14 protein-coding genes are annotated in these 17,152 nt (G+C 34.7%); 7 read left to right on the plus strand and 7 right to left on the minus strand.

What is annotated here, in order from left to right; genetic code table 11:
• The first annotated feature begins 52 nt into the window (after positions 1-52).
• The 3 genes from B8955_RS02420 to B8955_RS02430 all read left to right on the plus strand — a co-directional run bounded on the left by B8955_RS02420 (position 53) and on the right by B8955_RS02430 (position 3,882).
• On the plus strand, positions 53-1,459 hold the full coding sequence (locus B8955_RS02420; protein WP_084098174.1) for a YfcC family protein: 1,407 nt from the start codon (positions 53-55) through the stop codon (positions 1,457-1,459).
• A gap of 140 nt (positions 1,460-1,599) precedes the next feature.
• Positions 1,600-2,589 carry an asparaginase gene (locus B8955_RS02425; protein WP_084098176.1) on the plus strand — a complete coding sequence of 330 codons (990 nt, stop codon included), beginning with the start codon at positions 1,600-1,602 and terminating at the stop codon, positions 2,587-2,589.
• A gap of 168 nt (positions 2,590-2,757) precedes the next feature.
• Positions 2,758-3,882 carry a tyrosine-type recombinase/integrase gene (locus tag B8955_RS02430; RefSeq protein WP_234983504.1) on the plus strand — a complete coding sequence of 375 codons (1,125 nt, stop codon included), beginning with the start codon at positions 2,758-2,760 and terminating at the stop codon, positions 3,880-3,882.
• 241 nt (positions 3,883-4,123) lie between these two features.
• Here B8955_RS02430 and B8955_RS02435 read toward each other — a convergent pair whose 3' ends face one another.
• Positions 4,124-4,465, minus strand: a complete 342-nt coding sequence (locus B8955_RS02435) for a nucleotide pyrophosphohydrolase (RefSeq protein ID WP_084098178.1) — start codon at positions 4,463-4,465, stop codon at positions 4,124-4,126.
• Entirely contained in the window at positions 4,465-6,201 is a 1,737-nt protein-coding gene (locus B8955_RS02440; protein ID WP_084098180.1) for a DNA/RNA helicase domain-containing protein, read from the minus strand. The genes B8955_RS02435 and B8955_RS02440 overlap by 1 nt, the downstream gene beginning before the upstream one ends.
• Before the next feature lie 530 nt (positions 6,202-6,731).
• Between B8955_RS02440 and B8955_RS02445 the strand changes: the two genes are divergently transcribed.
• From B8955_RS02445 to B8955_RS02455, 3 genes are all read left to right on the plus strand, one after another.
• Positions 6,732-7,007 carry a type II toxin-antitoxin system HicB family antitoxin gene (locus B8955_RS02445; RefSeq protein ID WP_084098181.1) on the plus strand — a complete coding sequence of 92 codons (276 nt, stop codon included), beginning with the start codon at positions 6,732-6,734 and terminating at the stop codon, positions 7,005-7,007.
• Positions 7,008-7,306: 299 nt separating this feature from the next.
• Entirely contained in the window at positions 7,307-7,867 is a 561-nt protein-coding gene (locus B8955_RS02450; RefSeq protein WP_084098183.1) for an Ltp family lipoprotein, read from the plus strand.
• Between the two features lie 320 nt (positions 7,868-8,187).
• On the plus strand, positions 8,188-9,378 hold the full coding sequence (locus tag B8955_RS02455) for a coenzyme F420-0:L-glutamate ligase (RefSeq protein WP_084098185.1): 1,191 nt from the start codon (positions 8,188-8,190) through the stop codon (positions 9,376-9,378).
• 73 nt (positions 9,379-9,451) lie between these two features.
• Here B8955_RS02455 and B8955_RS02460 read toward each other — a convergent pair whose 3' ends face one another.
• A complete protein-coding gene (locus B8955_RS02460; protein ID WP_084098187.1) occupies positions 9,452-9,946 on the minus strand; it encodes a nucleoside 2-deoxyribosyltransferase in 495 nt (164 codons plus the stop codon).
• A gap of 214 nt (positions 9,947-10,160) precedes the next feature.
• Here B8955_RS02460 and B8955_RS06965 point away from each other — a divergent pair, with 214 nt between their 5' ends.
• A complete protein-coding gene (locus B8955_RS06965) occupies positions 10,161-11,294 on the plus strand; it encodes an amidase (protein WP_268760129.1) in 1,134 nt (377 codons plus the stop codon).
• 68 nt (positions 11,295-11,362) lie between these two features.
• On the opposite strand, the gene B8955_RS02470 is transcribed toward B8955_RS06965, so the two are convergent.
• The 4 genes from B8955_RS02470 to B8955_RS02485 form a co-directional block, all read right to left on the minus strand.
• Positions 11,363-12,145: a gamma-glutamyl-gamma-aminobutyrate hydrolase family protein gene (locus B8955_RS02470; protein WP_084098191.1), complete on the minus strand. Its 783-nt coding sequence runs from the start codon at positions 12,143-12,145 to the stop codon at positions 11,363-11,365.
• A 391-nt stretch (positions 12,146-12,536) separates the two neighbouring features.
• Positions 12,537-14,312 (minus strand): pyruvate oxidase, encoded by a 1,776-nt coding sequence (gene spxB / locus B8955_RS02475; RefSeq protein WP_084098193.1) that lies wholly within the window; start codon positions 14,310-14,312, stop codon positions 12,537-12,539.
• Between the two features lie 346 nt (positions 14,313-14,658).
• Complete coding sequence (locus B8955_RS02480; protein ID WP_084098195.1) at positions 14,659-16,128, minus strand: amidase family protein; 1,470 nt, start codon at positions 16,126-16,128, stop codon at positions 14,659-14,661.
• A 67-nt stretch (positions 16,129-16,195) separates the two neighbouring features.
• On the minus strand, positions 16,196-17,110 hold the full coding sequence (locus B8955_RS02485; RefSeq protein WP_084098197.1) for a MetQ/NlpA family ABC transporter substrate-binding protein: 915 nt from the start codon (positions 17,108-17,110) through the stop codon (positions 16,196-16,198).
• Positions 17,111-17,152 lie beyond the last annotated feature (42 nt).

Consider the following 17,152-nt stretch of genomic DNA (forward strand, 5'->3'; position numbering starts at 1 on the left):
ATAAGTCTTATATAATAAAGGATGATAAAATTTTTTGGAAAGGAAGACGTGTATGTCTGAAAAGAAAAAGAAATTTAAAATGCCTAGTGCGCTAGTTATTTTATTTTTCCTCTTATTGTTTGTGACAGTCTTGACGTACATTGTTCCAGCAGGTAAATTTGGAACATTGACGTTAGAAACAGGGCAGGAAGTTGCAGATCCTAATCAATTTAACTTTGTTGACCAAAATCCAGTTGGGTTTTTAGGTTTCTGGTCAGCATTTCCAAAAGGGATGGTTGACGCGGCTACTGTTATCGCTTTTACGCTTATTATTTCTGGTTCATTAGAAGTGATCAAAAAAACTGGGGTTATCGATATTGCGATATACAACCTTTCACAACGGTTTGCTAACAATGGTGTTTGGGTTATTCCAATTTTAATGTTTGTATTAGGTGCTATTGCTACATTCATCGGTACAGAAGAACTATCAATGGTTTATATCCCCATTATCCTTCCACTAATGATTAGTCTAGGATTTAATAATTTAACGGCCACAGCGGTAGTTATCTTATCTACCCATATTGTGGGTGTTATGTCTTCAATGACTAACCCATTCAATGTTGGGGTTTCACATCAAATTACAGGGTTACCAATGTTTTCTGGAGTATGGCTACGTGGTATTTTATTTATTGTATTATTTATTATCTGTACAATTTATACAATGCGTTATGCAAAATCTATTCAAACAGACCCTGAAGCTGCTACTAAAGAGGCGGTACGTATCGGTGCATTAAAAGAATCAGAAGCCAATACTGATGATACGCATGAGATGTCTAAACAGCAAAAATGGGTAGGTATTGTTGCTATTGTGCTATTTGCTGTTATTCTTGCTCTTGTTATTATTCAAGGCTGGGGCATGATTGAAATGGCTGGAGCATTTGTGCTGCTTGGAACTGTTGCTGGTTTAGTAGGTGGCATGGGCGGAGATGACATTGTTGATGGTTTTGTCGACGGTGCTATCGGTGTCATGAGTGGTTCAATCTTGATTGGTGTTGCTACAGGTATTTCTGTTATTATGCAAGAAGCGAAAATTTTAGACACGATCGTTTATTATTTTGGTAATTTTCTTCAAAACTTGCCATTAATGCTTAGTGCTTTGGCTATCTTTATTTTTATTGCTTTATTTGCCTTTTTCGTACCTTCCGGATCAGGTAAAGCAGTCGTTACTATGCCGATTATTTCGCCACTAGCTCGTATGGTTGGTTTAAACCAACAAGTTTCTGTTTTAGGTTATGTTTTAGGTGATGGTGTGGCTAAACCATTCTATCCAACATCAGGAACGTTTATGGCGACTTTAGATATTTCTAAAGTGAAGTGGCAAGACTGGGCAAAATTTTATATTCCATTAATGATTATTCTTGCCATTGTAAGTATTATTTTCATTATCGTTGCCCAACTTATTAATTACGGTCCATTTTAATACACTATTAAGGTCAAGGGTTCCTTGGCCTTTTTATTTATGATAGAGACATTATTAAAGCGCATTCTAAAAAGCTATGATAAAATAGAGATGTGATATTTTCTAACTTGACAGAAGTTAGGATTGGAGGAGTTTTTAAAATGACAAAAAATATTGCTTTAATTAATTTAGGTGGAACGATTATGTCCATGCATGATCCAGAGACAGGTCGACTGAAGGCGGGAGCTATGACAGGTGATGAGTTACTTGAAAATGCTAATTTAGAGCATTTAGATGTCGATATAGATGTTAAGGAAGTAAAAAGCATTGATAGCTCTGAAATGACGTTAGAGGATTTAAGAGACATTGCCAAAGCTATTCAAAACGTATTAGATGAAGGTGTCGATGGTATCGTTTTAACACATGGTACAGATACGATGGAAGAAACAGCGTATATGATGGATTTAATTTTTGATACCGATACGCCTATTGTCTTTACTGGTAGTCAATTAAGTATTGAGGATTTAGGATTTGATGGGCATTCAAATATTCGGGACGCTGTTTTAACTGCTTCACATCCTGATAGTCGCGGACAAGGAGTTCTAATTGTCTTTGATCAAGTTATCATCCCTGCTCATGGCGCAACGAAGAAAAATAGTATTGGTCTTCACGCCTTTACTTCATATTTAAATACTATTCTAGGTGTGTTATATGATGGTAAAGTGTCTTATTTTGTTAATAAACGTCGTCAACCACACTTCGCAATTGATTTAAGTCAGCCATTTACTCGGGATGTTCATGTTATTCGTATGGCGCTAGACTTTAATGCTAATTACCTAAATTATTTAGTCGATAATGGATGTGATGGGTTAGTTATTGAGTCATTAGGAGCTGGTCAAATTTTCCCTGAAGCTGTTCCTGCAGTACATAAAGCGTTAGAAAAAAATATTCCCGTTGTCGTTGTTTCCCGCGCTTACACAGGTGGTGTTGTCAGCTTGTATGATGGTGAAGGTGGGGGAGCCGCACTTGCACAAGCAGGCTGTATTTTTGATGAAGGACGGTTAAATGGAACACAAGCGCGCATCAAATTAATTGCGATGCTAAATAGCGAGTACGATTCAGATATTGCGACTCAATGGCATAATTTCTAAATATATAAATAGTTAAACAATATTTCGGTTAAGAGTTGGTTTAAACCAACTCTTTTTATATTTTTAAAGTTAATTAATAAAAAGAGTAGGGGAGGTGGAAATGAAATACACGTCTCCTATCTCTTTTGTTATAATAATTAACATAAACTCTGATGAAGGGGTCAATGGATGATGTCAACGAATCAATTAAGGTTTGATGCTCAGAAATTTTATGAGGGGTATCAAAAATATCTTAATCAAAAACAAGCAAAAACTCGAGAAAGTTATTTACGGAATATTCAACCATTTTTTAAATATTTATCGGTTCATCACATCTCGAATCCGACATATCATGACGCAGAACGGTATTTTGATGATTTAATTAATCATCCTAAAGAGACTTTTCTAGCAATTAATCAGATTGACTATGATAAATTGTCTGCCGAGGAGCGACGTGCGATTGATCATTTTCGCTATAAAGACCGTACGATTCGTTCATACCGAAATATGCTGAATCAATTTTTTAAATGGTTAGAACGTGAAGGATTATATGACAATATAATAAAACAATCGGAAAGTAAAATTCCTGTGCCACACGGACATGCTAAAGACGCATTAGATATCGAAGATGTCAATCGTCTATTGGATTATTTAAAAGCTGGTGCTGATACAGTGACAGGAAAACGGGATTATGCGATGATTCTGTTAGCCATTACGACGGGGTTACGACTTATAGAGCTGAGCCGAGCAAATTATGAAGATATTCAACGGCGTGGCGCTAATACGGTTATTTACGTGCAAGGTAAAGGTCATCGCGAACGTGATGATTTTGTCATATTACCTCGTCATACGAAAGAAGTGGTTAGAGATTATACCAATGCTCGTGAAGAAGAAGGCGTGATGATAAATACTGAGTTAGCACCTTTATTTGCATCTCATGGAAATCGTAATAAAGGCGGTAGAATGTCAACACGGACCATTTCGAGAATTATTACTAAGGCATATCAAGCAGTAGGTATCAAATCAGCAAAAATTACACCACATAGTTTGCGACATACAGCAGCTACTTTAAGTTTGATTAATGGTGGAAACTTGCGAGAAACGCAAAAAATGTTACGGCATTCAAGTGTGCGAACAACAGAAATTTATGCCCAAGACTTAGATGCTGATAAAAATATGTCGTCACAGTTAGTTGAAGATATGATTCAAGATAATCGTTTAAAATCCTCTGAAGATTTAGCCACACTTATTGCTGATACGGAAACATTTAATATTGACGATTTTAGCGATGAAGATGATCCAACATATAGATAATCATAAATATTTAGTAATAAAAAAGCCATCAGAAAAATTCTGGTGGCTATAATTATATTAATAAACGAAAATAATAAAAATAACATGAATATTGTTAGTTATTTATAAGAGGTTGTTTTAAAACGTTGTTCTATGTCTGCTAATAGTGATTAGTGGACATAGGTGCAAAAGCTTAATTTGAGGGTGTTTAACCAAATTTTTACATGAGTTACTTTTTAGTATTTTAACTTAAGTAACTTGCTTATAGTTCTGTATATTTTTTATGATTGCCCTTAGCTTTCTCAACAGGATATTTTTCAACATTCTTTTGTAGTTTTGATTCAATAATATCCGCAATATTTAAATCCAGATTATCAGCTAGCATTATTGAATAAATTAATACATCAGCTAATTCATCCTTTAGATTGTCCATTTCAGTTGCTAAAGTTTCTTTTGACGACTGCCATTGAAATAACTCTAGCAACTCATTTGCCTCTAAACTTATTGAAATGGCTAAATCTTTCTCTTGATGAAAATGTCGCCAATCACGTTCATCGCGAAATTGATTAATCTTATCAGTTAGTTCTTTAATCTCTTTAGTCATTATAATTCTCCTTTTTGAGCTTTTAATAACATATTTTGCAGTTCGTTATCTACAGCGTAAATATACAATCCATTGACACCTCGTGTTAATAAGACATTTAACTCATTTTTTAGAAAATTTGCTGAATTATCAATCTTTTTATCTCCTAATTGACGTTTATTCGTCGCGTTTTTACTTTTACTTTTCGTTTTATCGAATTGAATTTTACCATTCCGATATTTAACAGATGGACCTATAATGAGTCCAGCATAGTTTAAATCAAGGCCTTGTACAGTGTATGTAGAACCTACCTCATAAATGGTATTTGAGCGTTCTGGCCATGATAGCTTGCTTTCACCTTTTTTGGCTTTTAATTGGTTATTCCAAGGCATCGAAAAACCTTTTTCTTTAACTAACCATAAATATTCATGTGACGATTTACTTGAGAATTCCCAATCGTACGTGGCAATCATTCGTAATATACCGTTTTCTTGATGTTTATTTTTTTCGAATATAGCTTTTTTCAGTGTATTTGGGGAATCAAATATCTTCAATTCAAAAATATCATCCTTAGGAATATTGCTAATTGACCGATAATCAACAAGATTTCTAATCCATTCAACAGTTTTCTTGTTTGAATTAATTCTCATTTGATTAGTTAAATTAATTGTTCGATCAGCATTGCTATAAAGATTTGCTAATTGTTCATTACTCCAATATTGGTTTCCTTGAAGAATCTGATTTTTATCAAATACTAATATCGTTACTTTACTCCGTTTAATAATATCAAAAAGTTGATTTTGACCACGATAGGATTGTTTTCCTTGTGTCCAAAGTAAATGTCCTTCATCAATTAAAGTAATATCTGCTAACTCACTTGTTGATCGATTATTAATAAATGTGGTAGGTTTGCTCACGCGTTTAGGGTGTCTTTTAGTGACGATACCTAATTTTTTAGCAATTTCGAGGCAAATATGAAATTGTTCATCGTGATTAACTAATAAGTAATTATCAAGATGACTTAATTTACTAATTGTATTTTGAGAAGAAAAGTTTTGAAATAAATCGTAAAATAAACTACTTAATAATACTGTCTTCCCTGACCCTGCTTCACCATCTACAAGTATAAGTTTATTCTTTCCATCATAACTAATTAAGCAATCGATAACATATTCTTTAATCAACTCTTTTGTCCGCTTTTGTTCATTAGTTAATTTATGGAATGGTGAAGCCTTAAATAATGCCTTATCCTTAATATGGCGCTCGATAGGAAATAATTCCGCATTGTCATTAACTAATTTTCGCCATATCGAGGAAAAAATAGTTTCTAATTTTTCCGAAGTATAATAATCACCCTGCTCATTTGTTCGTCGATTGTAAATGGTAGAGACATTATCTATACTTGTTAAATACATCATCAAACGATTTTCAATATCTAACGTTAATGACTTATTAAAAAATTCATTTCCAATTATATATAATGATGAATTATCACTATTATTAAATAAATTCCATTCATCGCGAGTGGCATTATCAATCTCCATATGTTCAATGGTTCTTCTATAAATATCAGTTGTTTCACCTACATAAACAGAGTACTTGCCTCTATATTTATCATTAGCAATGTAAACAGTTGGATAATCGAGTAAATATCTACTTTTTTCGCTCGGATCATTTGTGTAACTTTGTCGAAATTGAACTAACGATTCTTTACTAAAAGGTATTTTTTCAACAAAAGTTTTATTATTCTTTCCCATACTTTATATCCCTTATCATGAAGTTGTATTAGTCACCCGCTAATGCGGGTCTTATTATTCATCCAGGAGTTATTTAAAAATAATTCTCGGATCACTCCTGCTAGTGCAAGATTAATTCATGTTGTATTCAATTATATCAAATAAACAAATGGTAAAGGAACAACTCATATTAAATTTAGAGATATGTTATAATAAGCAAAATTTAATTTGTTAGAACAATAAAAGAACTTAGCTGAAGCTGAGCTATTCATACATCAGGCTAAGTCCTTAAAAATTAAAAATGAAAAAGAAGTAAATAAAAAATAATACTTCTTACGCTAGGAAGAATGACTTCCTTCTAGTGTTTTCTATTATATCATAAACATTAGGAGGTTTATAATATGTCTACTTTAACTACAATACTTGTGATTATTTTAATCGTTGTCATCGCTTTTGTCATTGTCATAACAATATATGATAAAGTGAAATCAAATAAACTTAACCACTAAAATATAAATGTTCAACACTAAAATCAAAAAAGGAGTATCATTATGGTTGTATACCCTGCTATATTTAAAAAAGTCGACAATGGTTATATGGTAAGATTTCCTGAAATACCTGAAGCTATGACAGAAGGTGATACTATTAATCAAGCTTATGAAATGGCTATTGAAGTGTTAGGGTTAGCATTAGAAGACTATCATATCTTTCCTAAACCAAGCGCGTATCATAGTATCCAACAAAAATATCCAAATTCTATTATCACACTAGTGGGAATAGATTTGAAAGATTACAGAAGTCAATATGTTTCAGAAAGCCTGAAGTAAAAAAGTCAGATTATAATTAAATCTGACTTTTTGCTTTTTATCTATATATGTAAAGGTAAACTTAATTGCGATTGTTTTCAATTTTTTAAGCCACCAAATTAATAAACCGATAATTGTAAATGCATGTTGATTCTCTTCTAAATGATGGAGGTGATTCTAAAAGGAGTGACTATAAACATTAGCTGAGTTTAGGCGACTTCTTTTCAATATTTGAGTAAATTAATTATACAATTATGATTTAAAAAATATAAAATTATATGAAGCAGGGAAATAAAACTATTTATTTGGAGGAAGATGAAATGGCGAAGAAATATTATGATGAAAATGGTAACGAAATTAAGAAGCGTGGCGGATGCCTAAAAACTGTATTAATAGTGATTGGAGCCATCGTTTTACTAGGTATTGTAATTGGGGCTTTAAATGGTGGAGATGATTCAGCTTCTAACGATCCACAAACTGAAGAAAATGCTAACCAAAAAGAAGCAGACAAAGAAAACTCTAGCTCTTCCGATGAAAGCCAAGAGGAAAAATCTTCTAATGAAGAAGATGATGTTCCAAGAGAACATAAAAATGCTTTAAGAGAAGCACAAAATTATGTTGATAATATGCCATTCTCAGAAGCTGGACTATATCAGCAATTAACATCAGAGTATGGAGGACAATATCCAGAAGAAGCAGCGCAATATGCTTTAGAAAATGTTGATGTTGATTACAATAAAGAGGCAGTCGAAGCAGCAGAATCATATCAAGAGAATACTCCGATGTCTGATAGTGCTTTATATGACCAATTAGTTTCTGAATATGGCAGTCAATTTACCCCAGAGCAAGCTGAATATGCAATTAGTCAATTAAGCGAATAATTTTAATAAAAAGCCTTATTAAGGCTTTTTATTATCTAATATGTCAACAGACTGTTTGCAATAAAATCTATTTGAATGGAAAATAAATTATACGAGTAAAATTTTTATACGATAAAGCTAGTTAATTTCAAAAAGATGATATTCTCTCTAATTCACCAAAAATTAATAACCGCTTTCACCCCTTTTTTCGTTTATTTGTGCTTTTATTCGATCTTGGGGTGTGGTAAAATAGCGAACGTGATTTGAGACCTAGGTCATTTGATCCAAATCATAGCTGTTGTATTACTTAAATTTTCAAATATAGAAGGGATAATCATAATATGGTTAGAACAGTTGGAACAGTCGCTCGTGGACTTAGAGCACCTATTATTAACGAGGGAGAAGATTTAGCCTCTATCATTGTAGATACTGTCTTAAATGCTTCTCAAAGCGCGGAATTCCCTATTGAGGACCGTGACATTGTTACCATTACTGAATCTATTGTAGCCCGTTCACAAGGAAACTATGCAACAATTGACGCAATTGCTAAAGATATTGCGAATAAAGTTACAGACGACACAATTGGTGTTGTATTCCCAATTACTAGTCGTAACAGATTCCAATCTATGTTAAAAGCAATCGCACGTGCAGCTAAAAAAGTTGTCATCCAATTAAGTTACCCTTCTGATGAAGTGGGTAATCCATTAATGCTAATTGAACAATTAGATGAATTAGGAATTAACCCATGGTCAGATGTTTTAACGGAAGAAGAAGCTTATGACAAATTCCAAGAATTAAAACATCCATTCACTGGTGCTGACTACTTGAAAATTTATCGTGAAACGGTTGAAGCTGAAAATGCTGAATGTGAAATCATTTTAGCTAACCAACCAAAAGCTATCTTAGACTATACAAAAGACGTGATTGCTGCGGATATCCATACGCGTAAACGTACACAACGTCGTCTATTAGCTGCTGGTGCTAACAAAGCAGTCACTTTAGATGAAATTATGACGGAATCAGTTGACGGTTCAGGATATAACCCAGACTTTGGTTTATTAGGTTCTAACCTTTCTTCAGACGAACGAATTAAATTATTCCCTATTAATGGTGAAGAATTAGTTCAAGATGTTCAAAAACGTCTAAAAGAAGAAACAGGTAAAACCGTTGAAGTGATGATTTATGGTGATGGAGCTTTCAAAGACCCACAAAGCCATATTTGGGAATTAGCTGACCCTATCGTTTCACCAGCTTATACGGAAGGCTTATCAGGTACTCCTGAAGAAGTTAAATTAAAATATTTAGCTGATAGTAAATTCGACGACTTACGTGGTGAAGAATTACAAAATGCTATCTCTGAATACATTTCTTCACATAAACGTGCTCAAGTTGACGAAGCAGAAGGTATTGGGACAACTCCTCGTCAAATTACTGACCTATTAGGTTCATTATCTGACTTAACTTCAGGTTCAGGTGACAAAGGAACACCAATTATCTACATTAAAGGATACTTTGATAAATATTCAGACTAATTAAATAAAAAAGTGACCGTTTAACGGTCACTCATGGAGGGTTGTTCAGACGAACAGCCCTCTTTTCTATTGGTTAAATCACTTTGAATTGGTCTCCCATATCTTCAACTAGATTACTTGGGACGCAACTAAAATCGTAGTCACGTAAAGCTTCAATATCATCGTGGATGAAGTAAGTTCCTGCTTGTGCAATCATTAGATTAACATGAAATTCTTTATCTAGTGTGTCACTGTGGGAGAGGAAAACAAGGATGTTGGGTTTATGAAGAGCTGTCATAAATCCAAGTTCCATATTTAACCCTTCATCTTGTTCATCGACGTCTATTAAATAAACACCGATATCAGAACTACCCATGGCGTTTTTATCATTTTGGTAGGTTTTTAGTTGCCATTCCAATGATCCAAATAATCCAGTGGTATCATCAAATGAGACGTTTTTATATTGGTGGTCCCATGGATTATGTACAATATCAACAGTCGGATTGTCTGTTAGAGCCGTTTTAGCGCGTTTGATCCAATCGGCATGAAATGGTTTAAAATTAGAACTAGCGAGATATATTTTGGTCATTATCAATCATCCTTCCTGGTATATTAGCTATAGCATAGCGGATAATTAGAAAATTGACAATGTAAGATTTTATTAGGAAAAAGTGATACGATGGAAGTATAGAAATATTGATAAAAGAAGGTAATATAAAATGACAGATTTAAAAGATGCAACCTATTATGCACGTCAAATTCGTCAAGGAGAATTGACTCCTTCTTCATTAATGTAAGATACCATTTCAGCCTTAGAAAAGGCACAACCAACCTTACATGAAATGGCGATTCCTTTTTATGATAAAGCTCGTCAAAAAGCTAAAGAAATGACAGAGAAAATTAAGGCGATGTCAGTTGCAGAGCGAGAAGAACTGCCACCATTTTATGGTGTTCCCCTACTGATTAAAGATTTGGGATTTATGGTAGCTGACACCGTAATGTCTTCAGGGTGTGAATGGTTTAAAGATGATAAAAAAACGGTGACAAGTGCTGATATGCAAGCAATTGAATCGGCGGGTTTTATTTTTGTTGGCCGGCCAAATACCCCTGAATTTGGATTAAAAACAGTCAGTGATTCCCCCTACTATGGCTCCGTCGTATTACCGAACGATACCACACCTAATGCAGGAGGTTCATCAGGAGGATCTGCAGCAGCTGTAAAAGCGGGATTAGTCCCTATTGCTGCTGGATCAGATGCTGGTGGATCTGTACGAGTACCGGCTTCAGATGCTGGGCTAATTGGATTAAAACCAACACGTGACCGCATTTTAGCTGGCCCTGGTTCTCTTCGTCCTATAAATCATTTATCTACTTATTCTGTATTAACCCAAACGACTCGTGATTTAGCGGATTATTTAAAGATTATTCAACGTCCTCGCTTTGGTGATAGCTCTAAAAATGTTTTACCTGAACAAAATCAAAGTAAAATAAAAATTGGTTACACGACCGATAGCTTTATGAATGATAATGTCTCTCAATCAGCAAAAGCAGCTTTAAATCATGCAATTAAAGTGCTACAAAACTTAGGTTATATTGTTGAGCCCGTTGATTTATCAATTGATCAAGCGGATGTCCCGGTACCTGAAAATATCGTAAAAGCAATTGATAATAAACAACTACCTAATGATTCATTATCAAAACAATGGGAAGTTGTGGAAGCAACTTGTGATCACTATTACTGGCGAACACCGTATACTATGTTATGGAATTTCACTGGTCATCCAGCAATTAATATCCCAATGTGGTCCGATGATAATGGGTTATCATTAGGAGTACAATTAATTGGAAATTGGGCGAGTGATTTTGATTTAATTGCGGTACCCGTCGCCTTAGAAGCAACTAGTCAATTAGAAGTGAACATTACAACATTAGCTTAAGCATAAATAAACAGCGTTTCCTGTTCTGATTGGGAAACGCTGTTTTTTGCTAGAAATAATGAAAGTTTTTACTCATGAACATGTTTTAAGGTTTTGTTAGCGACAAAACGAATGTTTGTTGAATGAGTTGCTCGTTCAACAATGTCTTCAAAAATTGTTAGATATTCAGGAAACTCATTCACGAGACTTTCTGGATGAAATTGGACGCCAAAAAAGTCAATATTTTCATCAACTGATTCAATTGCTTCAATAACGCCATCATAGGCAGTCGCAGCCACTTTCAGATGTTTGCCTAATTTTTTAATGGCTTGATGATGAACCGAATTGACATCGTGAATATTTGCTAATAAATGATAGAAACGGGAGTGTTTTTCAACAGCTACTCCGTGAACTTGTTTTTCCATATCATCTAGTAATTCATGTGCAAGCGTTTGTTCTTGATGGCTATTAATGTCTTGAATGAGTGTGCCGCCCATATAGACATTCATAATTTGCATACCGCGACAGATTCCTAATATCGGTTTATGTTGTTGTGTAGCTGCTTTAATTAATTTAAATTCGCGAGCATCACGGGCCGGATCCGTAGCTGCTAAATTTTCAGCCGGCTGTTCTCCATAAAATTCTGGATTAACATCTACGCCTCCAGATAAAACTAGTCCATCAATCGCATGAACATAGTCATCTGTCATATCTGACTCGTGAATTGGAATAATCATAGGAATACCACCAGCTTGAATGATGGCATTGGTTATTGTACTTAATGTATATGAAGCAGGTACGCCAGCAAAATTATCTGTTTCAAATAACGTATTTTCACTGCTCGTTACCCCGATAATAGGTTTACGTCTCATTAAAAAACTCCTTTTAAAAAAACATCGCCCCTTTAATCACCAAAAAAGTGATTAAAGGGGCGATGCTAGTCGCGGTTCCACCCTTCTTATGTCGAAACCTCAGTGTCTATCAAATTGCGATAAACGATTGGTTAACGGTAATCAACCGATTTAACTGCTTGCACAATTAAATGACTCAGAGTGCACGTTCACTTACGCTTGATTGTCCTTTCTCAACATCCGGACTTTCTGTTAATCATTTAATAAGTTACTTTCTCTTCAATGTCATTTATTTATTAATAAATAGGATAACGGATTTTATCGATAAATGCAATCCCTCTGCTCGAATAATTTTTAATATACAAAAAATCCCCTACATTTATTATGTAAGGGACTTTTTAACAGCTAGCTATTATTTAATAGCGCGTGATTCTAATCCTTCTTCTTCTAGGAATAGACGGAATGGCACTAAGTCTTCAGCTTCATATTTTTCTTTGAAGGCTTTGATATCTTCTTCTGAAGAAACTTTAGGGTCTAATTCTAAGACTTCAACTGGAATTGGACGATCTGGAGTAATTTTAGCGTCAACAACAACTGTTTTACCAGCTTTGTTATCTTCTACAGCTTTACGCATTACTTCATCCATATCTTCGATACGGTTAACTGTATAACCTACAGCGCCTTGAGCTTCACCAATTTTAGCGTAGTCAACATCAATGAAATCAGTACCGAATAAATGTTTGTTAGTGTCCTCATATTTATTTTTAATGAAGGCATATTCAGTATTTGAGAAGACAACGTTAATAACTGGTAAGTCATATTGAACGTTAGTTACAACATCTGGATATGTCATGTTGAACGCACCGTCACCCATGATGTTCCATACTTGACGATTTGGGTTATCTTTTTTAGCAGCAATACCACCTGGTAAAGCAATTCCCATTGTCGCAAATAATGGACTTGTACGCCACATGTTTTTAGGATTCATGTGTAAGTGACGAATTGATGTTTGAGTTGAGTTACCAACATCAATTGAGTAAATAGCGTCTTCGTCGGCATGGTTGTTAATAGCGTTATATACTTGGTATAATTGAAGGTCACCTTCAGTTTTTTGTTCTAATTTATCCATGTATTCACGCCAGTTTTTATTATTTTTAATATTAGCATTCCACCATGCTGATTCTTCAACAGCATCTACTTTGTCGTAGATAGCTTGTGCAGCTTCACCAGCGTCACCTAAGATAGATGCATCTAAAGCGTTACGTTTACCAAGTTTATGTGGATCGATATCAACTTGGATAAATTTATCAACATTTTTAAATGCTTGGTAAGTTTCTGCGAATGGGAAGTTTGAACCTAAGAATAATACAGTATCAGCTTCAAATACAACTTCATTAGCTGGTTTCCAACCAACACGGTAAGCAGATCCAGTTAATGCTTCGTCATCATAGTTAAATGAGTCGAAGTTTTTACCAGTTGTAATGATAGGCGCTTTGATTTTTTGAGCTAATTTAGAAACTAAGTCTCCATGTTCATTAGCACCAATACCAGAATAAATAACTGGACGTTCAGCATTATTTAAGATTTCAACTGCTTGGTCGATATCTTCTTCATTTAATGCTGAAGCAATGTAATCACGTTGGTATTCGCCTGAACCATAGTAAGAATCTTCAGGGATTTCTACCCAACCGAAGTTTACTGGGATTTCAACAACAGCAGGTCCTTTACGTGTTACAGCAGCACGAGCAGCTTCGTCAATTACTTTTGGTAATTGTTCTGGATAAGCAACACGTTTGTTGTAAACAGCAATTCCTGAGTACATTGGGTTTTGGTTTAATTCTTGGAATGCATCTAAGTTTAATTCGTCGTTTGGACGAGAACCTTGGATTGCTAAGAATGGTGTGTTGTCCATAGCGGCATCGTAAACACCATTAATTAAGTGAGTAGCACCAGGTCCACCAGAACCAACAGCAACTCCTAAAGGTCCACCGAATTTGTTTTGCATTACAGCTGCTAAAGCACCCACTTCTTCGTGACGTACTTGTAAGAAACGGATGTCGTCATCTTCAGCTAAAGCATCCATTAATGAACCTAATGTTCCTGAAGGGATACCGTAAATAGTATCTACGCCCCATGTTTTTAAAACATTAAGCATTGCAGATGATGCTGAAATCATGTTTTCACTCATAAAAAAAGATGTCCTCCTTGTTAAGATATGTTTAAATTCTACAGTGACAAATAATAACACATTCTTCGAACAGTTCAAATTATTTTGCAATGTAACAGTTAAGTGTTTTCTATTATAACAGATAAAAGAACAACAATTGTATTTTAATGGAAAATTATTATTTTCTTTTACCTTTTGCTAATAACAGGAAAATGCTGTTTTAATAGTATTTCAAAGAGGTTAAGGGTGATAAAAAACTAATTATTTAAAATGGAAATCGTAGAAATTAAAGATTTGTGAATAAAAATAACAAAAACAATTTTTGTATTTGATAAAAATCGTAACAGTTTGTATTTGGTGTTATACCTCAATAATATTCAAATAATCGATGCTTTTCTAACCACTTAGATAACGCTAATATTTTAGCATCTTGAGATTGTCTTGCCGATATCATCACCCCTATTGGTAATCCCTCAGAGGTAGAATGTACGGGTAAACTAATAGCTGGTTGTCCAGTCAAATTATAAATATAAGCATACGGAGAATAATATGTTCCTGATTTAAGCGATTCAATAATTAAGTCTCCTAAGGTTTCCTTATTAAGATCTTTCCAAGTTTCGATTGGAGGAAGCATTTCTAAATAATACAAATCCTCTGATAATGAAGGTGCTGCCTTCGCTGTGGCTGGTTGTATTAATGCATCATACGTTTCATGTAACTGTTGCATTTGATTAGCTAAGTTATCCCATTCATCGAATACTTCAGAATATTCCCAAGCCGGAATCTTTTCCCCATAGATAGCTAATAAATAGGATAATGGTTCGACCTCATCTGGTTGAATCGCTTTTCCGCGTTGTTTTTTGATTTGTTGGAACATTTTTTGTTGTTCGCTGGCATTCATTTTATAGTAACCGGGAAGGTAATCTTTCAGTCCATTAATATTTGGATGGACTTCGGTAACTGAGAAACCGTGATTTTGTAAATAGTTAACGGTTTTTTCTACGGCTTGAACAGCGTCGTCACTCGGTGTTTCGTCAATAAATGGATCAACAGTGTAAGCAATATTTAAATCGTTGATATTATCTTCATAATTGCGGACGTCATCAGCAATTAATGGAGGTACTTTAAATGCTGAGGCATCTTGATGAGGGAGCTGCATAGCTAACAGAAAGTTTTCAGTATCTTGAATAGATTTTGTTAAGGCAAAATCAATAGCAGCTCCACCCCACGACCGATAAGAGCCCGGTCCTGTTGGCATCGCTCCACGTGTTGGTTTGAAACCAACCAGACCAGAAAAAGAAGCAGGGATGCGAATGGATCCACCTCCATCAGAGGCCGCTGCAATAGGTACCATACCGAGTTGTACAGCAGCTGCTGATCCCCCACTAGAGCCACCAGCATGATATTTTGGATTTACGGGATTGGGGACCGTTCCATATAAAGCAGAATCACTAACAAATTTTAATGCGAATTCAGGTGCATTGGTATGGCCAATAATAATAAATCCTGCTTTTATAATTTGATCAACATAATGACTATTTTTCGTTGCAATTTGATTTTTAAACAATTGCGAGGATGACGTTGACGGATGGCCAGCGTAATCGTGACCAGCATCTTTAAGTAAAATAGGTACTCCCGCGAATGGCGCTTCTAAATTAGATAATGATTTAGCTTGTTTAATCGCGTCTTCTTCATACAAGTGAACGACAGCATGGAATCTTTCATTATATTTTTTTACTTGGTCAATAGCTATTTTAACGGCTTCAACAGGTGTTAGTTTTCCTTGTTTTATCCACTGTGCACATGTTGTTGCGTCAATTGATTGAAATGATTGCATGTTTTTTTCTCTCCTTCTATACAAAAAACCGTGTGATTTCACACGGCTCTAACTTCATAAAGGGCAATTAATCATTATTTTGGTGACTTTCCATATAATCTGCATATTCTTGCATATCTTCAGATGGCACATCATCGTTATCCCACGCACCATAGAAATCACCAGCACCTGTTTCATTTGCATAATCAATGACTTCTTGACGTTGGTAAGCATCTAAGATTTTTTGTAAGTCTTTATTATCTTTATCTTCTTTACGTACAACAAAATTTAATCGTAACATCGGATTTGAGTTTTCCATGTCTTCTAAAATCATGGCGTCATCGAGATCAATACCAGATTCGGTAACTGAAGTTGATCCGGCAAGAATCATTTCTACATCACCTAAAGCACGAGGAACAGCTCCATAATCCATTGGGACAAGTTCTAGATTTTTATATGTTGATTCGATATCTTCTTCGGTTGGCACTAATGGAGCATCATCTTTTAATTTGATTAAACCATTTTCATCCAATAATTTTAACGCATTTCCTGTGTTAACGGGATCGTTTAAAATTGCGATTTGAGCATTCTCTGGAATATCTTCTTTAGAATTAATACCATCAACTGTCCAAATTCCTAGAGGCTCAGCAGATAAGTAACCCATTGGATAAAGTTCATCTTTATTACCAGAGTCTTGTAAATAGTCATATAAGAAAGTGTAATATTGATAGGCGTTGGCATCAATTTCACCTTCTGATAAGGCTTTATTTGGTTGAATGAAATCATCAAATTTGACGATTTCTACATCAATATCGCCTTCTTTTTCTAAGTCTTCTAATGCAAATTCCCAAATTTCTTTGGCACGATCAGAAACGACACCAATTTTATAATGTCTTGGCTCGTCACTATTTGCATCGTCACCGCCGTTTTTGTTTTGATTGCCACAACCTACTAACAATAAAATACTCAAAGCAGCTAAAACCCATTTGAGACATTTCTTCATCAAATAACCTCCTAAATATATTTTGTAACCGCTATTACTATA

The sequence above is a fragment of the Aerococcus suis genome, assembly GCF_900176325.1.
Lineage (GTDB): Bacteria > Bacillota > Bacilli > Lactobacillales > Aerococcaceae > Aerococcus > Aerococcus suis.